The organism is Nocardia higoensis NBRC 100133, from assembly GCF_000308595.1.
Taxonomy (GTDB): Bacteria; Actinomycetota; Actinomycetes; order Mycobacteriales; family Mycobacteriaceae; genus Nocardia; species Nocardia higoensis.
This window is the reverse complement of the sequence record NZ_BAGA01000009.1, coordinates 22,898-42,245: the sequence shown is the minus strand read 5'-3', so window position 1 is coordinate 42,245 and position 19,348 is coordinate 22,898. Positions and strand designations below refer to the sequence as shown.

The 19,348-nt window shown below is 66.6% G+C and carries 22 protein-coding genes and 1 pseudogene; 9 read left to right on the top strand and 14 right to left on the bottom strand.

Annotation, left to right across the window (positions count from 1 at the left end):
* Window positions 1–55: 55 nt before the first annotated feature.
* The 4 genes from ON26_RS01545 to ON26_RS01530 form a co-directional block, all read right to left on the bottom strand.
* Window positions 56–325 carry a hypothetical protein gene (locus ON26_RS01545; RefSeq protein WP_157171754.1) on the bottom strand — a complete coding sequence of 90 codons (270 nt, stop codon included), beginning with the start codon at window positions 323–325 and terminating at the stop codon, window positions 56–58.
* Between the two features lie 90 nt (window positions 326–415).
* Window positions 416–658 carry a microaggregate-binding protein 1 gene (mbp1, locus tag ON26_RS01540; protein WP_040794110.1) on the bottom strand — a complete coding sequence of 81 codons (243 nt, stop codon included), beginning with the start codon at window positions 656–658 and terminating at the stop codon, window positions 416–418.
* Between the two features lie 170 nt (window positions 659–828).
* Window positions 829–2,964, bottom strand: a complete 2,136-nt coding sequence (locus ON26_RS01535; RefSeq protein WP_040794129.1) for a catalase — start codon at window positions 2,962–2,964, stop codon at window positions 829–831.
* Window positions 2,965–3,095: 131 nt separating this feature from the next.
* Window positions 3,096–3,566 (bottom strand): DUF5994 family protein, encoded by a 471-nt coding sequence (locus tag ON26_RS01530; RefSeq protein WP_051026496.1) that lies wholly within the window; start codon window positions 3,564–3,566, stop codon window positions 3,096–3,098.
* Between the two features lie 107 nt (window positions 3,567–3,673).
* Between ON26_RS01530 and ON26_RS01525 the strand changes: the two genes are divergently transcribed.
* Window positions 3,674–4,384 carry a TetR/AcrR family transcriptional regulator C-terminal domain-containing protein gene (locus ON26_RS01525; RefSeq protein WP_373280916.1) on the top strand — a complete coding sequence of 237 codons (711 nt, stop codon included), beginning with the start codon at window positions 3,674–3,676 and terminating at the stop codon, window positions 4,382–4,384.
* Between the two features lie 59 nt (window positions 4,385–4,443).
* Here ON26_RS01525 and ON26_RS01520 read toward each other — a convergent pair whose 3' ends face one another.
* Complete coding sequence (locus tag ON26_RS01520; RefSeq protein ID WP_245545683.1) at window positions 4,444–4,776, bottom strand: hypothetical protein; 333 nt, start codon at window positions 4,774–4,776, stop codon at window positions 4,444–4,446.
* 112 nt (window positions 4,777–4,888) lie between these two features.
* Window positions 4,889–5,179 (bottom strand): hypothetical protein, encoded by a 291-nt coding sequence (locus tag ON26_RS33805; RefSeq protein WP_169333672.1) that lies wholly within the window; start codon window positions 5,177–5,179, stop codon window positions 4,889–4,891.
* A gap of 46 nt (window positions 5,180–5,225) precedes the next feature.
* On the opposite strand from ON26_RS33805, the pseudogene ON26_RS32015 reads away from it, so the two are divergent.
* The 4 genes and pseudogenes from ON26_RS32015 to ON26_RS01505 all read left to right on the top strand — a co-directional run.
* Window positions 5,226–5,402, top strand: a pseudogene (locus ON26_RS32015) (SDR family oxidoreductase); the annotation flags it as partial.
* A gap of 95 nt (window positions 5,403–5,497) precedes the next feature.
* Window positions 5,498–6,499, top strand: a complete 1,002-nt coding sequence (locus tag ON26_RS01515) for an iron-containing redox enzyme family protein (protein ID WP_040794108.1) — start codon at window positions 5,498–5,500, stop codon at window positions 6,497–6,499.
* The gene (locus tag ON26_RS01510; RefSeq protein ID WP_051026495.1) at window positions 6,492–7,184 is read left to right on the top strand and encodes a HemK2/MTQ2 family protein methyltransferase; all 693 of its coding nucleotides are present in this window, start codon (window positions 6,492–6,494) and stop codon (window positions 7,182–7,184) included. The genes ON26_RS01515 and ON26_RS01510 overlap by 8 nt, the downstream gene beginning before the upstream one ends.
* Window positions 7,165–7,407: a CDGSH iron-sulfur domain-containing protein gene (locus ON26_RS01505; RefSeq protein ID WP_444543698.1), complete on the top strand. Its 243-nt coding sequence runs from the start codon at window positions 7,165–7,167 to the stop codon at window positions 7,405–7,407. The genes ON26_RS01510 and ON26_RS01505 overlap by 20 nt, the downstream gene beginning before the upstream one ends.
* 14 nt (window positions 7,408–7,421) lie before the next feature.
* Here ON26_RS01505 and ON26_RS01500 read toward each other — a convergent pair whose 3' ends face one another.
* The 3 genes from ON26_RS01500 to ON26_RS01490 form a co-directional block, all read right to left on the bottom strand.
* The gene (locus ON26_RS01500) at window positions 7,422–7,928 is read right to left on the bottom strand and encodes a flavin reductase family protein (protein WP_040794107.1); all 507 of its coding nucleotides are present in this window, start codon (window positions 7,926–7,928) and stop codon (window positions 7,422–7,424) included.
* A 128-nt stretch (window positions 7,929–8,056) separates the two neighbouring features.
* On the bottom strand, window positions 8,057–8,326 hold the full coding sequence (locus ON26_RS01495; protein ID WP_245545682.1) for a LapA family protein: 270 nt from the start codon (window positions 8,324–8,326) through the stop codon (window positions 8,057–8,059).
* A complete protein-coding gene (locus ON26_RS01490) occupies window positions 8,323–8,697 on the bottom strand; it encodes an SHOCT domain-containing protein (RefSeq protein WP_040794106.1) in 375 nt (124 codons plus the stop codon). Before ON26_RS01490 ends, ON26_RS01495 begins: the two co-directional genes overlap by 4 nt.
* A 191-nt stretch (window positions 8,698–8,888) precedes the next feature.
* Here ON26_RS01490 and ON26_RS33075 point away from each other — a divergent pair, with 191 nt between their 5' ends.
* Together ON26_RS33075 and ON26_RS01485 are read left to right on the top strand one after the other, a co-directional pair.
* Window positions 8,889–9,035, top strand: coding sequence for a hypothetical protein (locus tag ON26_RS33075; protein WP_157171752.1), 147 nt, complete (start codon window positions 8,889–8,891; stop codon window positions 9,033–9,035).
* Window positions 9,036–9,140: 105 nt separating this feature from the next.
* Entirely contained in the window at window positions 9,141–9,620 is a 480-nt protein-coding gene (locus ON26_RS01485) for a CinA family protein (protein ID WP_040794105.1), read from the top strand.
* Between the two features lie 12 nt (window positions 9,621–9,632).
* On the opposite strand, the gene ON26_RS01480 is transcribed toward ON26_RS01485, so the two are convergent.
* The 5 genes from ON26_RS01480 to ON26_RS01460 all read right to left on the bottom strand — a co-directional run bounded on the left by ON26_RS01480 (window position 9,633) and on the right by ON26_RS01460 (window position 15,346).
* Window positions 9,633–10,172, bottom strand: coding sequence for an SRPBCC family protein (locus tag ON26_RS01480; protein WP_157171751.1), 540 nt, complete (start codon window positions 10,170–10,172; stop codon window positions 9,633–9,635).
* A gap of 197 nt (window positions 10,173–10,369) precedes the next feature.
* Window positions 10,370–11,215 (bottom strand): transglutaminase family protein, encoded by an 846-nt coding sequence (locus tag ON26_RS01475; protein ID WP_040794104.1) that lies wholly within the window; start codon window positions 11,213–11,215, stop codon window positions 10,370–10,372.
* Complete coding sequence (locus ON26_RS01470) at window positions 11,212–12,204, bottom strand: alpha-E domain-containing protein (RefSeq protein ID WP_040794103.1); 993 nt, start codon at window positions 12,202–12,204, stop codon at window positions 11,212–11,214. The genes ON26_RS01475 and ON26_RS01470 overlap by 4 nt, the downstream gene beginning before the upstream one ends.
* Window positions 12,205–12,212: 8 nt before the next feature.
* The gene (locus ON26_RS01465) at window positions 12,213–13,766 is read right to left on the bottom strand and encodes a circularly permuted type 2 ATP-grasp protein (protein WP_083883649.1); all 1,554 of its coding nucleotides are present in this window, start codon (window positions 13,764–13,766) and stop codon (window positions 12,213–12,215) included.
* A 455-nt stretch (window positions 13,767–14,221) separates the two neighbouring features.
* Window positions 14,222–15,346 carry a hypothetical protein gene (locus ON26_RS01460; RefSeq protein ID WP_157171750.1) on the bottom strand — a complete coding sequence of 375 codons (1,125 nt, stop codon included), beginning with the start codon at window positions 15,344–15,346 and terminating at the stop codon, window positions 14,222–14,224.
* 2,150 nt (window positions 15,347–17,496) lie between these two features.
* On the opposite strand from ON26_RS01460, the gene ON26_RS33070 reads away from it, so the two are divergent.
* Complete coding sequence (locus ON26_RS33070) at window positions 17,497–18,150, top strand: hypothetical protein (protein ID WP_157171749.1); 654 nt, start codon at window positions 17,497–17,499, stop codon at window positions 18,148–18,150.
* Between the two features lie 9 nt (window positions 18,151–18,159).
* Window positions 18,160–18,852: a hypothetical protein gene (locus ON26_RS33065; RefSeq protein WP_157171748.1), complete on the top strand. Its 693-nt coding sequence runs from the start codon at window positions 18,160–18,162 to the stop codon at window positions 18,850–18,852.
* Window positions 18,853–19,348 lie beyond the last annotated feature (496 nt).

The window sequence follows — 19,348 nt, the reverse complement described above, 5'->3', positions numbered from 1 at the left end:
TGCAGCCGGGTCCGGCGCGATGGTGCTGCCGGGGCCGGCGCGGGCGGGGGAACGATCAGTCCGGCGGTTCCTGGACCACGCCGGGGGCCTCGCCGATGCTGCTCTGATCCACCTCGGCGCTGCCGGGGCCGAGATCGTGGGCGGGCCGGCGATCCTGGGCGGCCTGTTTCTCCGCCGCGCGCGGGTCGGTCGACGGCTCGGCGTCGTGGGCCTGCTCGGCGCGGGCCAGCTCCTCGCGCAGGCGGTCGGCGGTGGCCCGGTCGCCCGCGTTCTCGGCGGTGGTGATGTCCTGATGGAGCTGGGCGATCACGTCTCGGGAAACCATGATTCCTCCTGGGTCGGCCCGGTATGGGCAGGGACAGCGGGCCGCCGACAGATCTGTCGGCGGCCCGCCTGAATCCAGCCGGTGACCGGGTCAGTTGTCCTGGTGCGAAGACTGGCGTGCCTCGTCGACATCGGCCTTCGCGCGCGCCTTCTCGGCTGCGGCTTCCTTCTCCGCGGCCTCGCGCTGCGACTCGGCCTTCTGCTGCTGAGCGCGGCCTTCCTCGGCGAGATCGTGCTTGCCGGTCACCGCGCCCGCGGCTTCCTTGGCCTTGCCCTTGACGTCCTCGACGACGCCTTCCACGCCTTCGCTGATACCGCTGGTGTGTTCTGGCATCTGTCCTCCTAGATAGTTAGGACCCTGACAACAGAGGCCTACCCGGCCTCGCGGATCCCAATCAGACGCCGCCGTGCGAGCCGGATCACGACATCCCGCGGCGGCGTCCGACGGCGGCAAGCGGCAGGCCGGGCCGACGAGCTCTCGTCGACCCCGCGTCGAGCACCGGCTCAGGAGGCCAGTTGAGCGGCCCGCGACCACACCCGGTGTCGGGGCAGCGCCTCGGCGATCAGCGCGAACGCGGATTCGATGCTGGAAGCGGTCTCGATGCCGTCGAATCCGTCCGCGATTCCGGCCGTGCGCAGCGCCGCCTCACCCGCCGGGGTGTAGGCGACGACCTTGAGGTGACGGTGCGCCTCCTGCAGGAGAACCGTGAGTTTCGGGTCCGGCAGGGTCGCGGCGACGAGCAGGGCGTCGAATTCGATGGAGCGCGCGGTGTCGAGCGTGCGCGAGATCGGGACAGCGTGCTTCCCGGAGCCGAGTTCGCCGCCGTGTGCGGCGATGACCAGCGGAGTCATCGAGCCGTCGAAGGCCTTCTCGATCGTCGCCGCCAGATCCTCGGCGTCGGTGTCGTCGTCGGCGACGATGCCGATGATCCGCCCGTCGGCGGGCCAGCTGCCGCGGATCTGCGGCAGCGCCTCGGAGGTGGTGACCTCGCCACCGGCCGGGGCATCGCCCTCGACGGAAAGGCCGAGATTACCGGCGACGGTCTGCGCGAGTTGTTCGTCGATATTGCGCAGGACGTTCACTGTGCGCTGTTTGATCGACTTCTCGTAGCACTTGCCGAGTTCGAAACTATAGGCGTCGGCCACGTGCTGCTGTTCGATCGGGGTGAGGCTGGCGTAGAACAGGCGCGCGCCGCTGAAATGATCGTCGAAACTCGCGGGCGCTTCTCGCACCTTGGCGCCCTCGACCGGGGCGGGGAATTCGATCAGTTCCTCGCCGGGTCGCGCGGTGAACGGGCAGCCGCCGTCGAGACTGTTCGGGCGGTACGGCGCCGCGCCGGCGTGCACCGCGGTCTGATGCATGCCGTCGCGGAACATGTCGTTGATTTCTGTGTGCGGCCGGTTGATCGGCAACTGCGCGAAATTCGGGCCGCCGAGCCGGGAGATCTGGGTGTCGAGGTAGGAGAACAGCCGTCCCTGCAGGAGCGGGTCGTTGGTGAAATCGATACCGCGCACCACATGACCGGGATGGAAGGCGACCTGCTCGGTCTGGGCGAAGAAGTTCGTGGGATTCGCGTTCAGTGTCATCGTGCCGATGATCTGGACGGGCGCGAGTTCCTCCGGCACGAACTTCGTGGGGTCGAGCAGATCGATCCCCTCGAACATCTGGTCCTCGTTGTCGGGAAACACCTGGACGCCGAGATCCCATTCCGGATAGGCGCCCGCTTCGATGGCATCGGCCAGGTCCCGGCGATGGAAGTCCGGATCGACGCCCGCGGCGATCTGCGCCTCTTCCCACAGCATCGAGTGCACGCCGAGCTTGGGCTTCCAATGCAGTTTCACCAGAACGGTTTTGCCGTCGGCGTTGACGAACCTGAAGGTGTGGACGCCGAAGCCTTCCATCATCCGGTAGGAGCGCGGGATCCCGCGATCGGACATGTTCCACAGGGTGTGCGCGGTGGCCTCGGTGTGCAGCGAGACGAAATCCCAGAAAGTGTCGTGAGCGCTCTGGGCCTGCGGGATCTCGCGATCCGGATGGGGTTTGGCGGCATGGATGACGTCGGGGAACTTGATGCCGTCCTGGATGAAGAACACCGGAATGTTGTTGCCGACCAGATCCCACACCCCGTCGTCGGTGTAGAACTTGGTGGCGAAGCCACGGGTGTCGCGGACGGTGTCCGCCGAGCCACGCGAGCCGAGCACGGTGGAGAACCGCACGAATACCGGTGTCTGCTTGCCTTTCTGGAATACCGACGCGCACGAAATGCTCTCGGCCGCGCCGTTGGCGACGAATACGCCGTGCGCCGCGGCGCCGCGCGCGTGCACGACCCGTTCCGGGATCCGCTCGTGATCGAAATGGGTGATCTTCTCGCGCAGGTGATGGTCCTGCAGCAGGACCGGCCCGCGCGGCCCGGCCTTGAGGGAATGATCCGTATCGGCGATCCGCGCGCCCTGCGCCGTGGTGAGGAACGCGCCCTGTTGCGCGTCGGCCCCTTCGGGCTGCTCGACGACCGCTCCGGTCGGGGTCACCGGCGCCGGCGCACGCTGATCGGGTTTCGGCGCCAAGGGCTCCCGAGGTTCGGTCGGCTCGGTCGGCTGGGCCGGTTCCGAGGAAGGGACTCCGGGCGGCATCTTCGACATCGTCACACCTCTCTACCGGGGGTTTCCTGGCACGCGGTCGCCGGCCGGGCAGTTGCCCGACCGGTCGACGCACCCAGGCACTACCCGGTTCGATCCGGTGCAATCAGCCGGCGCTCGCCACGGCGGACAGGTCAATCCGCGGCGGTCCACGGGATATTCGGCGCCGTGCCGAGCAATTCCCGCATGTGCTGGTCGGCGCGTACCGGTGGAGTGTCCGCGGGGATGACGAGCAGGTCGAGCTGCGCCCCCTGGCGTCCGGACAGTCGGATGACATCGGAGGACTGGTCGATGTCGGGACCGGTGACCTCGATACCGTCCTCACGGTCGATGCGGCGTTGATCGGCGCTGAAGACGTTCCAGTCGAAGGCAACCCTGGCGATGGGTCCCAGTTGCGGAGTCACCGCGCTGACCAGGTCGTGGAGTTCGGAGGTGAGATTGTCGGTGCGCGGCCACCACGCGCCGTCGACCAGGCCGAGCGAATCCGCGGGATCGGCCAGCAGGACCCGGGGAGTGCGGGTGGGGGCGCGGAAAGGCTGCGCGACAGGGCGGACCGATTCCTCACGCGTCTCGAAGTGTCTGGGGACGGGGCTCGTTGCGGTCACGGTGTCACTACCTTCCTTGTCGTTCCAGTAGACGTCACCGGGATCGGTATGTCAACGTTGTAGACCTACGTTGGAGAGCGTAGGTCGCGCCGAGGTCAGGAGTCACCGTGGGAAAGATGCCCGCCGAGCGGAGCAGCCGGCGTACGGGCGAGAATCGACGGGGCGAGCCCCCGGTGACCAGGGATGGGGTGCTGTCGGCGGCATTGGCCATCATCGACCGGGACGGCATCGACGGTCTGTCCATGCGGCGCCTGGCCGAGGCGGTAGGGCGGGACCCGATGGTGATCTACCGCCACCTGCCGAACAAAGCGGCGGTGCTCGACGGCGTCGCCGAGATCATCTTCGCGCGCCTGCGGGTGGACCCGTCGGACCGGGACTGGGCCGGGCAACTCAGGTCGGTCGCGCGGGATTTCCGGCAGCTGGCGCTCGACCATCCGAATGCCGTGCCGCTGTTGGTGACCCGGCCGTTGGCGACTCCGCTCGGACTGCGCCCGCACGCGGTGGTGCGGCCACTGGAAGACATTCTCGCGCTGCTGACGCGCGCGGGATTCTCCGGAGTCGACGCGCTGCACATCTACCGCACCGTCTTCGGATTCCTCTACGGCCATGTGCTCAACGAGTTGCAGGAGGTCGTCGAACGGCCGGAGGAAACCGACGAGGTGCTGCGCCTGGGCCTGTACCGGCTGCCGATCGGCGAGTTCCCGCTGTTGCGCGGCCTTGCTCCGGCCCTGGCCGCCTACGACGGGGCGGCCGAACTGGAGCGAGGGCTGGACATCCTGCTGTCCGGGCTCGCGGGCCCGGCAGGCGCGGCTCGCTGACCGATCAGCGACCGGCGCAGCGCCCGAACGGACCCGCTCTCGACTCGTGGGCGCAGCGATCAGTGGCCCGCCTGATCGGTCAGCGAGAGCCCTTCCTTCGCCTTGACCCGGCGATGCTCGAGCAGGATCCAGGCCGCCCCGCCCAGCAGGCCGATCGCGCACACGATGGCGCCGATGATCACCCATCCGGCGAATCCGTAGGCGGCCGCGGTGAGCGTCAGGCCGAGCGCGACGATGCCGAGCACGAACAGGACGATGCCAGGGACGTTGTAGCCGTCTTCGATTCCCTCGCCCGCGTGGCTGCGGATAGTACGTGAATGGTCCGGGAAGCCTCCGTCGCCCTCGTGGATAGTGGCTCGGTTGGGGTCGTTGGCCGCTCCGAGATCTGACATAGCGCATCTCCTTCGAACTATTCCGCCGTATCTCCGGTCTTGACCGTTTCGAACCCGGCAAACCCGGCCGCGCGGAAATCCTCGTCACAGCCGGTCCGGCCCGGCGGTCGCCCTACAGGACGGCGAGCGCCAGGCTCGCGGCGACGACGAGCGTGATCCAGAGCGCCATGACGGCGAAGCCCGAGCGTCGCGTGCCGAAGCATTCGGCCACCTCTTCGTGCCGGGCGATCCGAGCGCTCACCGTTCGAGTGGTGGAGGCGTTCATCCGATCATCTCCTCGTCGTCGAACCGAGTTCTTCTCTTCTGCAGGCCATACCCGAAGGCACACCGCCGCAACGAAATCCGGCCATTCTTCCGTCGTGGCGATGATCACCGCGCCTTTTCGGTCCTCCTGGTTGAGCACACGGGACCCGGGTAGCACGAGAGAAAACGTCGCAGGAGGACACCACCTCGTTCCTTCCACCATGCCCCCGGAGAAAGTCTCCGGATTCGGTGACGACGTGCCGCTCGGCCGAGCCGGCCAGCCCGCGGAGCTCGCCCCGGCCTACGTGCTGCTCGCCTCCGACGACGGTAGCCATATCTCCGGCGCGCGGATCGCCGTCACCGGCGGGCGCCCGATTCTCTGAGCGGTCTTCCAGGGCCTTCGTCCGTTTCGGGGACCGGACCGCGGGTATAGCCCGAGCAGTTTGCTTGATCAATTTCTTGGGCAGGGGGATCCCCGATGACCAACGCCGTCGCATCGTCGCCGACGCGCCCCGCCGCGCGAGGCCCGCTCTCGGATGCTGTTGTCGGTCTGCTCGGCCGCTCCCCCGGATCGCCGCCCCCGGCCCTGGGATCCATCGACGACCCCTTCGGCGACGACCTGCAGCTCGCCCTGCACACCTGCTACGAACTGCACTATCAGGGGTTCCCCGACGTCGATCCGGGGTGGGAGTGGGATCCGGGCCTGCTCGGGCTGCGCGCCGAGATGGAGCGGGTGTTCCTCGACGCCCTGCGCGCGGCCGTCCCCGGCGGCGACGAGCTCGACGACGAGCTGGAAGCGCTGCTCGTGGTGCCCGACGAATCGTCGGGGACCGGCGCCTTTCTGCTCGGCGAAGGGCAGTGGTGGCAGGTCCGCGAGTACTTCGTGCACCGATCGATCTACCACCTCAAAGAAGCCGACCCCTATGCCTGGGCCATTCCGCGATTGCGCGGTCAGGCCAAGGCCTCGCTGGTGGCGGTCGAGTTCGACGAGTTCGGCGGTGGCCGCGGCGACCGCGTGCACGCGCAGTTGTACGCGGACCTGCTCGCGGGGGCGGGCCTGGATCCGGGCTATCTGCACTACCTGGACGACGTCGGCGCGCCGATGCTGGCCCTGGTCAACATGATGTCGCTGTTCGGCCTGCACCGGGTGCACCGCGGCGCACTGGTCGGGCATTTCGCGACCGTCGAGATCACCTCGCCGCCGGGATCCCAGCGGATGGTCGAGATCCTGCGCAAGTTCGACGCCGACCCGGCGTGCGTGCGTTTCTTCGCCGAACATGTCGAGGCCGACGCCGTCCACGAACAAGTCATGCGCGCCGGAGTCATCGGGGATCTGCTCGCCAGGGAACCCGAACTGCGTGCCGCGGTGACCTTCGGCATCCAGGTCACGAACTTCCTGGAGGACCGCTTCGCCGATCATGTCCTCGAGGCGTGGCGAGCCGGTCGCAGTTCCTTGCGTGAAGGAGCGATCGATGCATAACCCGCTGCACAACCCGCTGCGTATCCCACGGCGAGCTCTGCTGCGTCCCCCGGGGGTCTATCCACCACAGGCCGACACCTGGCTGCTCGCCCACGCCCTGGCCGAGGCCGGGATTCCGCGCGGAGCGCACGCGCTGGACGTCTTCACCGGTACCGGCGCACTGGCGATCGCCGCCGCGCGGATCGGCGCGGCGACGGTCACCGCCGTCGACATCTCGCGCCGGGCCGCGGCCGCGGCCTGGGTGAACCTGCATCTGCGGGGCGTCTTCGCCGAAGTGCACTGCGGCGACTTCGCCTCGGTCTTCGGCCGCCGCCCCTACGACCTGGTGGTCGCCAATCCGCCCTACGTTCCCGCCCCGCACGACACCCCCGTCGGCGCCGCGCGCGCCTGGGACGCGGGCACGGACGGGCGCGCGGTGCTGGATCGGCTCTGCGAGCTGGTGCCCTCCGCGCTCGCGCCGTGCGGCACCGCTCTGATCGTGCACTCGGAACTGTCGGACCCCGGGCGGACCATCGACGCACTGCGCGAGCACGGCCTCAAGACCGCGGTGGTCGCCCGCGCGACCGTCCCGTTCGGCCCGGTCCTGCGATCGCGGTCGGCCTGGCTGTCGGCGACCCGTCGCATCGAACCCACGACCGATACCGAAGACCTGGTGGTGATCCGCGGTGACCGCATCCGACGCTGACCGCAAGCGGATGACCTTCACCGCCGACGGCCCGGCCCTCGTCGAGGGGCCGATCGACCTGGTCACCGCCGACGGGCGGACCATCCACTGCGATCGCTTCCTGGTGGCCGTCTGCCTGTGTCGCCGCTCGAAGAACTACCCGCTGTGCGACACCAGCCATCGGCGCCGCAAACGCGGCGCCGCCGGACCGCCCATCCCGGCGCCCACGACGCCGGTCACCTGAACAGGCGCAGGCCGCTACGCCTCGTGCCCGGGCCGCAGATCGGCGACCATCGAGAACCGCAGCACGTCGGCCTCGCTCGCGGGATCGGCGCCGCTGTCCGGCGCGAGCAGCATCCCCATGTGATCGCCGAAGTCGTGGCGCTCGATCACGGGTCCACTGAACCACCCGGCCGCCGCCGTCAGGATCGGCACGCCGTCCGGCCCCGGCTGCCATGCGCACCGGGCGAATTTGTCGATCGTGTCCTCGGTCCGGCCGCCGAACAGCGCGGCCAGCGCCTTGTCCTCCGGCCGAAGCAGGTGCACCGCAAGCCTTTTCGCGCGCATCGCGATACCGAAGGTGTGGTTCTTCTTCGACACGCCGATCAGGAACCGCAGCGGGTCGATGCTGATCTGGGTGGTGAAGCCGACCAGGCAACCCGCCTTCTCCGCACCGTCTTGCGTAGTGACGACGAAGACCGGGTAGTCCGCCGCCGCGACGACGGCCTCACAACTGGTTTCCGACTCGATGGCTCTGTCCGACATCCGATGCCCCCTTCGAGCGACACAACGGGTGCCATTGCAACACATCGTGGTGATCGGCTCGATTCGATCCACCCGCCGATCCCGCGGCGGGTGTCGTCGGACGTGCGCCCGACAGAGGGATCAGCTGTTCAGCGTGGGCGGCGGCGGGAGGTGAGCAGGCCGGCCAGCCAGCCGATCGCGAAGACCAGCAACAGGATCAGCCACAGCGGCGAGTGCACGGTGACCAGTAGGAATTCGATCTCGACGGTGGCGCGATTGGCGAAGATGAACAGCAGCGCCAGCACGGTCAGCACGAGCGCGAGCCACTGGTTCAGCGACACCCGCGCGAGCAGCGACCGCTTTTGCGCGGGCGCGGCGGCCGCGTGCCGGCCCTCGGGATCACGACCGGTCCGGCTCACGCCAGGGCCTTGGCCTTCAACAGCTCGAATTCCTGCTCGGTGATCGCGCCCTCGGCCAGCAGCCGCTTGGCGTCGGCGATCTGCGCGGCCGGGCTGGTGCCCGCCGTCTCCCGGATGTAGGTCTGCTGCTCGGACTGCCACTCCTGCGCCTGCGCCATCGCCCGTTCCTGCATGCCCTTACCGCGCACGATCACGTACACCAGCGAGGTGAGCAGCGGGAGCAGGAAGAGGAAGACGATCCACACCGCCTTGACCCAGCCGGAGGTCTCCCGGTCACGGAAGAGGTCGGCGATGATGTGGAACAGGACCAACAGGTAGGCGATGAACGCGAAGCTCACCACGATCAGCCACAACACTTCCCAGAACGACATGGCCCACCTCGGGGATGTAGTCGAGACATCGCCGATTCGGCGACTGCGTTCACGGTATGACCGGGTGCGCCGGGCCGGGATCACCCGATCCGGGTGAAGCCCACGGCGCCGATCACGCGGTTTGCCCGAGCCGGCCCCGGGTATGGGCGTACAGGAATCCGTCAGAACGCACGCGACCGGGAGACCAGCCGATGAGCCGACCCGACGACCGCCCCGCCGACGAGAGCGTCGAGGAGCCCGACGAGGAGAACACCTCCGAGGACGAGCCCGCGAGGGCCTCCGGCGACCTGGCGGGCCCCGGCCCCTACGGCGGTCAGCACGACGATCCCGATGTCTAGCCCGGATTGAAACAACGGCGGTCCGGGTATCACCCGGACCGGTCGGCGCACCCACCGCACGCGGGGCCGGCCGGCCGCGGGAACGGAAGCCGGAAGGACGCAGGTATGGCTGGAGCCGACTCACTCGCCGAAGAACTCGCCGACATCGCGACGCGCACGGGTCTGCAGATCGCCGTCGCGGAATCGCTGACAGCGGGCAATCTCGCCGCCGCGCTCGGGGCGGCCCCGAATGCCGGCGAATGGTTCCGCGGCGGCATCGTGGCCTACTCGCGGCACGTCAAGCATCACGTCCTCGACGTGCCGCCGGGCCCGGTCGTGTGCGAAGCCGCCGCCGAGTCGATGGCGAGCGGGGTCGCGAAGATGATGGACGCCACGCTGGCCGTCGCCGTCACCGGCGCGGGCGGGCCCGATCCGCAGGACGGCCACGAACCCGGCTCGGTGTGGTTCGCCGTCGCGACCGACGAATCCTGCGAAGCCTCCCACCGGAAGTTCGACGGCGAGCCCGAAGACGTGCTCGCGCAGACCGTCGAACACGCGCTCCGGCTGCTGCTCACCACGGCCGGGAAGAAGACGAGAGGACAGTAGTCGCCCTGGTGATCAGCGCGGCCCCTGCGGCTCGCCGACGTCCTCGTGCCTGCCATCGGCCCGCCGCCCCACCACGATGTCGGCCAGACGTCGCAACGATTCCCGGTTGCGCGGAGCCAGCATCGCGTCCTGCAGCCCGCCGGGCAGCATTCGCGCGGGCCCGCCGCTGACCCGTTCGGCCATCGCGATATCGGTGCGCCCCTCCCCCGCGGGCCGCAGCTCGAGTCGCACCCAGGCCGACCCGAACGGCCATGAGCGGGCCCGCAATTCGAGGTGGTTCGGCCGCTCGACCGCGATCACCTCGGTGGTGTCGTGCAACGTGACAGGCCACGGCCCCACGCCGTGATGGATACGGGAACCGACGGCGGGCCACTGCGCATCGACGTCCCGGATGTGTGAGGCGCCGACCACCCACAGCCCGTACCACCAGCCTTCGGCCAGGACGTCGAAGATCTCCTCCGCCGAGGCGGGCACGGTGACGACGATCTCGCCGGGCTCACCGAGATCTTCCTTCGAACGATGAAGCAGACTTCCGAGCGTGCTGAACGGCATGACTCAGGCCTCCTCGATTCGACACCGCACCACCACGGCACGGGGCCGGAACTACCCCGCCCACCCCGTCTCAAACGCCCCCGACCCCGACATGCCGAAACCGCGGGCCGAGAGAAGTCGGGACCCCTTCCGCAGCGTTGTCGGCGAGCACATGGGCGCACGGCACCGCGCGTCTCTCCGGTGGCGGCGTCGATGCGTCAGGCGAGGCGGGTGACTTCCACGACCACCTCGTGGTCGATCGAGCGGCCGCCGGAGAAGATGCCCTTCAGCGGTGGCACATCGGCGTAGTCACGGCCCACGGCGACCGAAACGTGCTGTTCGCCGATCGCGGTGGCGTTGGTCGGGTCGTAACCCCACCACTCGCCGGTCCACGCCTCGATCCAGGCGTGGCTCTCCCCCGCCACGGCGACACCGATCTCCGCATCCGGGTCGGGATGCAGGTACCCGGAGACATACCGGCACGGTATTCCCATGGCGCGCAGCAACAGCAGCGTCAGGTGAGCGTAGTCCTGGCACACGCCCGTACGGTCGGTCCAGGCCTGCACCGCGGACGTGTGGACCGAGGTGGTGCCCGGGACATAGGTCATGGTCGAGTGCACCCATTCCGTCGCCCTCGTCACCGCCTGTGCCGGATCGACTCCGGCGGCGAGTTCCGCTGCCTCCGCATGCAGTTCCGCGTTGTCGGGCACATACGCGGTCGCCGCGAGCAATTCCGCATATGTGTCGAGGGTGCGCTCCGAACGCAGGTCCGACCAGTCGCACCCGCCCCGGTCCACCACCGCCGCCGGTTCGGTTTCCACCACCGAATAGGCCGAGACCTCCAGCGCGTCGTGCGGGGCGTTCACATCGAATGCCGTGACCGCGGTGCCCCAGTAATCGGTGTAGCGATAGGGGCGAGTGGCCGGAACGGTTTTCACCCGGTTCAGGATGACGTTCTGGCGGCCGTCCGAGCGCGGTGTGAGCCGGGCTTCGTTGAACGACCCGGTCACCGCCGACTCGTAGGCGAATCCCGTGGTGTGCACGACACGTAGACGCCGGCTCATCCGATCACCTTCTCCGCATATTTCCCCTCCAGCACCGGCGCCGGCTCGTCGTGCCGGTGGGCGTCGGTCCACGTCACCCACGGCGCGGCGTGGAAATACTGCAGGGCGATGGCCTCGGTGACCTCGTGGCAGGTCTGCTGCAACGCGCTGAGCCGGTCCTTCAGATCGTCCAGAAGCACGCCGGGCGGAAGGAATTCGAGTTCGCTGCGGGCCTGCCCGAGCAGCCGCTGCGCCTCGTTGCGCGGACCGCGCGATCCGTCCGGCAACTGATCGAGCTCCCGCAGGCACTCCTCGGCCAATCGCACCGAACGGAAGACCGAACGCGGGAAAAGCTGATCCAGCAGAATGAATTCGGCCACCAGTCGCGCATCCAGCACGCCGCGGTGCGTGCGCAGATAGGAGTCGTGCGCGCCCGCGGAGCGCAGCACGCTCACCCAGGCGGGTGAATCGCCGGGTTCGCCGCCGCGCGAAAGCAGCAACCGCACCGTCATGTCGACCCGCTCGAGCGAACGCCCGAGCAGCAGGAATCGATAGCCGTCATCGCGGCTCAGGGTGGAGTCGGCCTGCCCGGCGAACATCGCGGCCCGGTCCTCGATATACCGGAAGAACTCGTACGGTCCGAGTTCCCTGGCCGCGCGAATGGCGCCGCCCAGACCGTTGTAGGCGGTGTTCAGGCACTCCCACAGCTCGGTGGAGGTGACCTCCCGCGCACCGCGCGCATTCTCCCGCGCCGCGGAGATGGACGAGACGATCGAACCGGGTTGCCGTCGGTCGAAGGCCACCAGCTCGGTCAGCGACCACACATCCAGCCGGTCCGGTGGCTGCTCGATACCCAGCACCCGCAGCAGCACCCGGGCGGCCCGATCGGGGTCGACGGTGGCGTCCTCCAACAGTTGATGCACTGTGACATCGAGAATCCGCGCCGTATCGTCGGCCCGCTCCACATAGCGGCCGATCCAGAACAGGGATTCCGCGTTCCGCGCCAGCATCGCGCCTCCTACTGCTGTTGTTGCTGTTGTTGCTGCGCCTGTGATTCCGAGAAGGTGCGATCGCGATCGGTGTGCCCGGTGACGGCGGGTTCTGCGACCAGTTCGGCGGCCCGCTCCCGGTCGGCGGCTGCGCGCGGCGCCAGCACCCAGGTGTCCTTGCTGCCGCCGCCCTGGCTGGAATTGACCACCAGCGACCCCTCCGGCATCGCGACCCGGGTGAGCCCGCCGGGGAGCACCCAGACCCGCTCCCCGTCGTTCACCGCGAACGGCCGCAGATCGACATGCCGCGGGGCCAGCCCGTCACCGATCATCGTCGGCACCGTCGACAACTGCACCAGCGGCTGGGCGATCCACCCGCGCGGTTCGGCCGCCACCCGCCGCCGGATCTCCTCGCGTTCCCGCGGCGAGGCGTCCGGCCCGAACACGATGCCGTAACCACCCGAGCCCTCCACCGGTTTGATCACCAATTCGTCGATCCGGTCGAGGACTTCGGCCCGTTCGTCGTCGAGCCAGCAGCGATAGGTGTCGACATTGGGGATCAGCGGTTTCTCACCGAGGTAGTACTCGATCATGGTGGGCACGTAGGTGTAGACCAGTTTGTCGTCGGCGACGCCGTTGCCGACCGCACTGGAGATCACCACGTTCCCCGCACGCGCCGCGTTCAGGATCCCCGCCACCCCGAGCACCGAATCGGGGTTGAAATGCATGGGGTCGAGGAATTCGTCGTCGATGCGTCGATACACCACATCGACCCGCCGTTCGCCGTGCGTGGTGCGCATGTAGACGAAGTTGTCGCGGCAGAACAGATCCCGCCCCTCCACCAGTTCCACACCCATCTGCCGGGCCAGCAGCGAATGTTCGAAATAGGCGGAATTGAACACTCCCGGCGTGAGCACCACGACGGTCGGATCGGAGGTGTTCGTGGCGGCCGAGGAGCGCAGCGCCCGCAGCAGATGCCCCGGGTAGTCGCCCACCGGCCGCACCCGATTGGCGGCGAACAGATCCGGGAACACCCGCGCCATGGTGCGCCGGTTCTCCATCACATACGACACCCCCGACGGCGACCGCAGATTGTCCTCCAGCACCCGGAACACACCCTGCTCGTCGCGGACCAGATCGATTCCCGAGACGTGGATCCGCACCCCGTTCGGCGGCGCGAATCCCGCGGCCGCGCGGTGGAAATTGGGGCAGGTCGTCACCAGCCGCCGCGGCACCACCCCTTCGCGCAGGATCGTCTGTGCGCCGTAGACATCGGCGAGGAACATCTCCAGGGCCCGCACCCGCTGCGCGAAGCCCTTCTCCAACCGCGACCATTCCGCCGCCGCGATCACCCGCGGCACCGGATCGAGCGGGAACGGTCTTTCCTGCCCGGAGAGGGAGAAGGTGACCCCCTGATCGACGAAGGCCCGGCCGAGCGCGTCCGACCGCGCCGCCAGCTCGGCCGCGTCCATCCGCTCGAGCGCCGCCTGTATACCCCGATAGGGCGGGCGGATCCGGCCCGCCGGATCGAACATCTCGTCGTAGGCACCGCGCCGGCGGCCGACCTGGTAGCCGTCGAACATCGACGGTGGATACTGCGAAGAAATGGCGACCGCTGTCATGAACCGATGGTCGCGCGGAAAATTTACCCCTGAACTTCCGTGCGGGTTAAATTTTCGAGTCGGAGCCGTTTCACAGGCCGGATCACACACCGGGCGCCCCTCGCCACGAAGGTGGCGGCCGACACCACTGTGAAACCCGCGATACCCCGGGTGTCCTTCGCTCGCCGCCCCCGACCGCTACGGCAGCGAGATCGACACGCTCGCCGACAGTGCCGGATGGATCCCGGCGACCCCGGACGACGAGCCCGAGGAGACGGTCACCGCCTCCGGACATCTCGAGGCGCTGCGCGAAGCGAGGCGCGCTCTCGGGCGAACTCCTCGGGTGGGTCTGTCTCGGGTCGGTTCACGAACTCGAACGAGCCCCCGGTTCGGCCCGGGGGGCTCGTTCAAGTGCGGTTACGGGACTGGGTGTGCCCCTATCTGGTTGTGATTGCGCCTAGCGGTCGGAACGTGCCGATGTCGAATTGGGTCAGTGGGCCGGGCGGTTGTCCGGTGGAGGAGTAGGCCGTGTTCGCCGGTGGGAGGTCGGTTCCGGCGTACGGCGCGTTGGGGAAATCTGTGGCTCCGACGTTGAACGAGTCGTACGGGCACCCCAGGGGGGTGGAGTAGCAGGCGGCGCCTTCACCGACAGGGCTGTACCCGTAATGGGTGGTGTTGTAGGAGACCGTCCACACGACTTGATCGGGCAGTGTGGTGCCGGCCGGGAAGTTGAAGGTGAGGATGGTGGCGATGGAGTTCTGGCATCGGCCACCGTTCGGCAGGGACCCGGACAGGTTCGGTGCGCCGTTGGGGTTGAACCACTTGCCCGCGTTGGTGCCGGTGCAGTTGGTGTTGTCGGCCGAGGGCCGGAAAGGGACGGAGAAGGTCTGGGTCACGGTGGCCAGGGGTGTGGTCAGGTTGCCTACGGAGTAGACCTTCGCGGTGATCGGAATGTCGAAGGTGGCCCCGGATGCTGTCACGCAGTCTCCGGTGTTCCAGTGCCCGCTCGTTCCGCAGGCGAAACTTGCGAACAGCACTTGCATCGAGGCGAGTTGTCTCGCGGTGCCCGCAAGTCCTACCGCGTCGCCGAATTCGTTGGTCGCTTGCGCCTCGAAGCCGAGGCTGGCGGCGAGACAATTCAGCGCGCCGAAGGACAGCGCGTTGTAGGCGAGATTGGTGTTGCCCTTGTCGCACACCTTCGATTTATGGTCGTCGCAGTCGCCCGAGATGCCGCTGGATCCGGTGCCGCCGGATCCGGTGCCGCCGGATCCGGTACAGGCTGAACCGCTCCAGCCGCAATCGCTCGAACCGCTCCAGCCGTGGCAATCGGGACCGTTTTCGTTACCGATGGGTGCCGGTGGTGGGGCAGATGCCGGAGTGAGTGATAGCGGGGCGGCGGCGGGTGTGAGTGGTGGTGGCGCGGCTGCGGGTGTGAGTGGCGGGGAGGCGGCTGTGGGTGCGAGCGCGGTGAACGACATCGCGATCGCTGCGGCGGCACCGATCCCGAAGCGGATTGCGCGGGCAGCGATAGGCAGAGCTCGTTTCGATCTGGGCTTGCGCATGCGTGTTCCTCCAGGTTTGTGGAGCGATTCACATGGTGACCAGCAACTTTGCTCGACTTTGCCGTTCGGACTGTACAGCGAGCGTCCACTACCGCCCGGTAGCGAAATACCTCGACTTCTAAGACCGTCAGGGCCTCCATGCGCGCAGCGCCGCCGGGGATCACGATCCGAGGGCTCTGTCCGTCGCCGGGGCAGTCAGCGCAACCATGTACCACTGGACCGTCGACCGAAGCCGACGTACGCGGCCGGGCGCGGCGGTTTCGCCGGGTGGGCATGGACTCGCTCCACGGCCTGAGGGGGTTCGAAAACCACGACACCGGTTCGTCGGTGCGCGGTGTCAGGTTGCGGCACATGACAATCGACTGACCGGGACCGGACGCGCTTCGGTCCCGTATCGCAGTAGCGCAGACGCTGAAGGCCGCCGCTTTCGACGGCTCGAGGTATCTCTCCGCTTCCCGGGCGGGAGTGCGCGACGGGCGAATCTCCAACGAGGACAGTGCAGGCAACTGGTTCACCCTCATCAGGTACCCGGATTCCCGCGCGATTCTGTTCGGCCACGACGAGGACAGTTCGTTCTGGCATCAGGCATACGACCCGCTGAGCGATGCGCCCCCGTGGGTACGTGCCGCCGGACTGACCAGTGACCATCCACGTATCCGCCACGATTCGGAGGTGACCTTCGTGTACTGGTGGGATGGCAGCCGGTGGAATCGGTCTCGGAGGTGAGGACGGCGCGTTCTCGGGGCTGAGAAATACCGCCGACCCCGACCGCTACGGCGGCGAGATCGACGTGCTCGCCGAGGGAACCGGATGGATCGCCGACGAGTTGGACGACGACCCCGAGGAGACCGTCACCGATCCCGAACACCTCGAGGCGCTGCGCCAAGCGGGCCGACCGAGGCGAACTCACGGGCGAATTCTTCGAGTTTCTCGGCGCCGACCGACCTGCGGTGATCGACTACCTCACAGCCGCCGGGGTCGTGCGCTGACCGCGCGGCGTCGCGGGATTTGTTCAGCCCCCTCGACGCGTTGTGACGAGGCATGACAAGAGCGGTTCCGGGATGAACGGGGTGACTCGGGGAGGTGAGGTGTCGTCACCGGCCCGGAAACCGGGGAAGAACGTGGAGCCGCCTGGGGGAATCGAACCCCCGACCTTTTCATTACGAGTCAGGACGACTACCACAGATCACTATCGACTATCTCCATTCCAAAGAATTCGCTCTCTAACAGGCAGTTTGATGACTGTTCGCCACCTTCGACTACTGCAGGTTTCGCGCCCATATAGAGTCCGCTGCCGATTTTGTTGTGACTTAGTTGGACCCCCGCGCTCTCCAACTTCGGCGTGTCGCCACTACGACACACCACCAATTCCGGCTCACGCTACCTGCTGGCAATCACTACTAGCCGAGGCTTGGCTAGCAGGCACGTAACCAAGGTGAGGTCCAGGGCCGCAACCTAGCTCATCCCTGGACCAACACCAGTGGGACTACTTTCCGTCGCCTCCCCTCCAGTTGTTGCGCCACCACTCGCGCAAACGAGCAGTCAACTTGTCAGTCTGGTCGAGAAAGTACGGTGCCGTCACAATCAGTGCAGCAATGATTTCCGAAGACATAGTTCGCCCTTTGATGAAGTCGGGAAGCCCGGCCCGAGGCCAGCAGCCTGAACTGCGCAGCGCCGGTGAAGCCCACCCGGCCCGAAGCCAGTCGGCGGTGCCACACCCGACAACATCACTCGGCCCATAGCCAGCAGTGCTGCTGTCCGTTGCCCGGCCCACAGCCAGTCGACAACACAAGGACCATACAGCCCAACCCACTCGCTGTCGAACATACGTACGGACATCGCCACAGAGGTCGACCAGCACGCAGCCTTGTTGCCCTGCCAGCGGTGCGTGTCAGGATCCGCTTGTCGCGACGAGGCGAGCCCGAAAGGTCACCCCATGACCCCAACCGGACTGACGGCGAGGGCGGCGACAGATCACCGACGACGAACAGGCGACACGCCCAGATGTTGTAGGTTCGCGCATCGCCAGGCACTAGGTGTAGTGTCCCCGCAATGAAGGACGCACATACGTTCGACGTCGAACGAACTATGGGCTACCTCCTTGCCGCGTACGTCAGCATTGCCATTGGGTCACGAGTCAGGATGGTTAAATGTCGAACGACACCTTTTCCGACGAACACAAGATTCTCGGACGAGACCTCTCCCAGTCTAGCCGCGGCACGCTAATCTTGCGGACGAAAAACGGATATCTACAGCCTGGCCGGATTCTTGAGTTGGTACCTGTAATTACAGATCCGAACGGTCTCTGGCTGACAACGATTGAATGGGCAGAAACGCCCGCAAGCGCCGCGTACATCGCGCAGTCGAAAATCGCTTTCGACACCGAGTTGACGATTTCCACCCATGCGGTAACGAAAGCCGTTCCGGGAACTGCGGCTGCTACGCTTCTCGCCAACCCCGATAAGTACATTTCACCGCCCGAGGGACGAAAGATCGAGGTCTTCGAGACCGAATTAACTCAGAGCGGCGGGCTCACTCGCGCGAAGGTTGAGAGTGCAGAGGTTCGCGCTGAGGAGTTGCACCCTAGCGATATCGGCCAAAATTTCTCCAATGCCGATGAAGATAGCGGCGTGAATTACCAGATAAAGCTGCTGAACTACCGAGTGGTCAGCGGTGGGCCGCGACCAGGAGTAACGGTATGGCTCCGCCATGGCGCACTCGAATCCCGTCCTGCGTACGAGAATGATTGGCATGTGCGGATGGACCATCTGTTTAACTTCGTCACCTTGACTCCACAGGCCTAGATCGAGATCATGAGCGCGTTCTCAGACTTTTTCACTCAGCCTGGATTCTGGGCCGGAACGCCGATCGGGGTGATCGTGGGCGGCATCGGCGGCGCCCTAATTGCCGCAAAATCAAGCAAGGCCAGTGATGCACGAAAGGCTGCACAAGAAGACAAGACCAAGGCAGAGGACCGAGAACATCAGCTTGAGGTCGAGCGCGAAAAGCGAGCCTACGAGGCATGCACAGAGCTGTACACGCAGGCGAGTGAGCTCCTTATTAAATTCATCGACGTCCGGGGCATATTTAACGAGATACGAGATCGAATACTCACTTCAGCTGGCATCGGGGACCCGAAGGCGTCCGAGAAAATCGATCTCGTATCATCCCAGATAGATGATATGGCGCAGCTCGCCAAGGTCTACAACAAAGTTAAATTTAATGCCCCCAGCGAGATCGTCGGTGAAGCCACAGAACTTTATCAATCACTGGCTGCAATAACTCAGCAGGCTACACACCCAATGGCAAAAGCTGCCGCAGTCAACGCAGCAGGAAAGACACTAGACAAATTCATCAATACGTATCGCAGCTACTACGGGCTCGAGACCTACAGCGAAGACGACGCGAAGCGCAGTACTGCCACTTATCTTGACACTCTGAAACAACAGGTTCGAGAATATCTCGCAGACTCGCAACAAAGTCGTCCCACTGACCAGCAAGCATAGCCATGCGAAACTAGGCGAACGCAAGACCCCAGGCACCACGACCGGTTGGCAAGCCCCAGGAGGGGCGCGGCAGCCTATATTCCTGCTGCTTTCGCATGCTCACAGTGCTGAGAGACTTCGGTGGCATGATGATGGATTCGCGTCTGACCTGGTTGTGCGCCAGCGGCGCCCGGCCACAGCGGAGCGGAGGCCGGGCGTCGGGCGTGGCGCGGCTCTGCCGCGCTCTTCTTGATCCTGTAGAGGAATATTCGGCAGTTCATTCACTCAGGAGGTCTCCTGCGCTCCCCTCCTTTTTCTTTTGAGCGCAGGACACCTTTCTGCCTTCTTTCCCTGCCCTGACAGAATTCTTAGAACCTGGCGCACCCCTTGACTACCGCGAATGATGCTCACAGCCCGGACAAGCTCCTGCGAGGACGCGTGCCCCTTCCGCACAGTCCAGCGTGCGACCCGAAACCCGGCCCGATGACGACACTGCGGGACGATGGTCGATAGACCG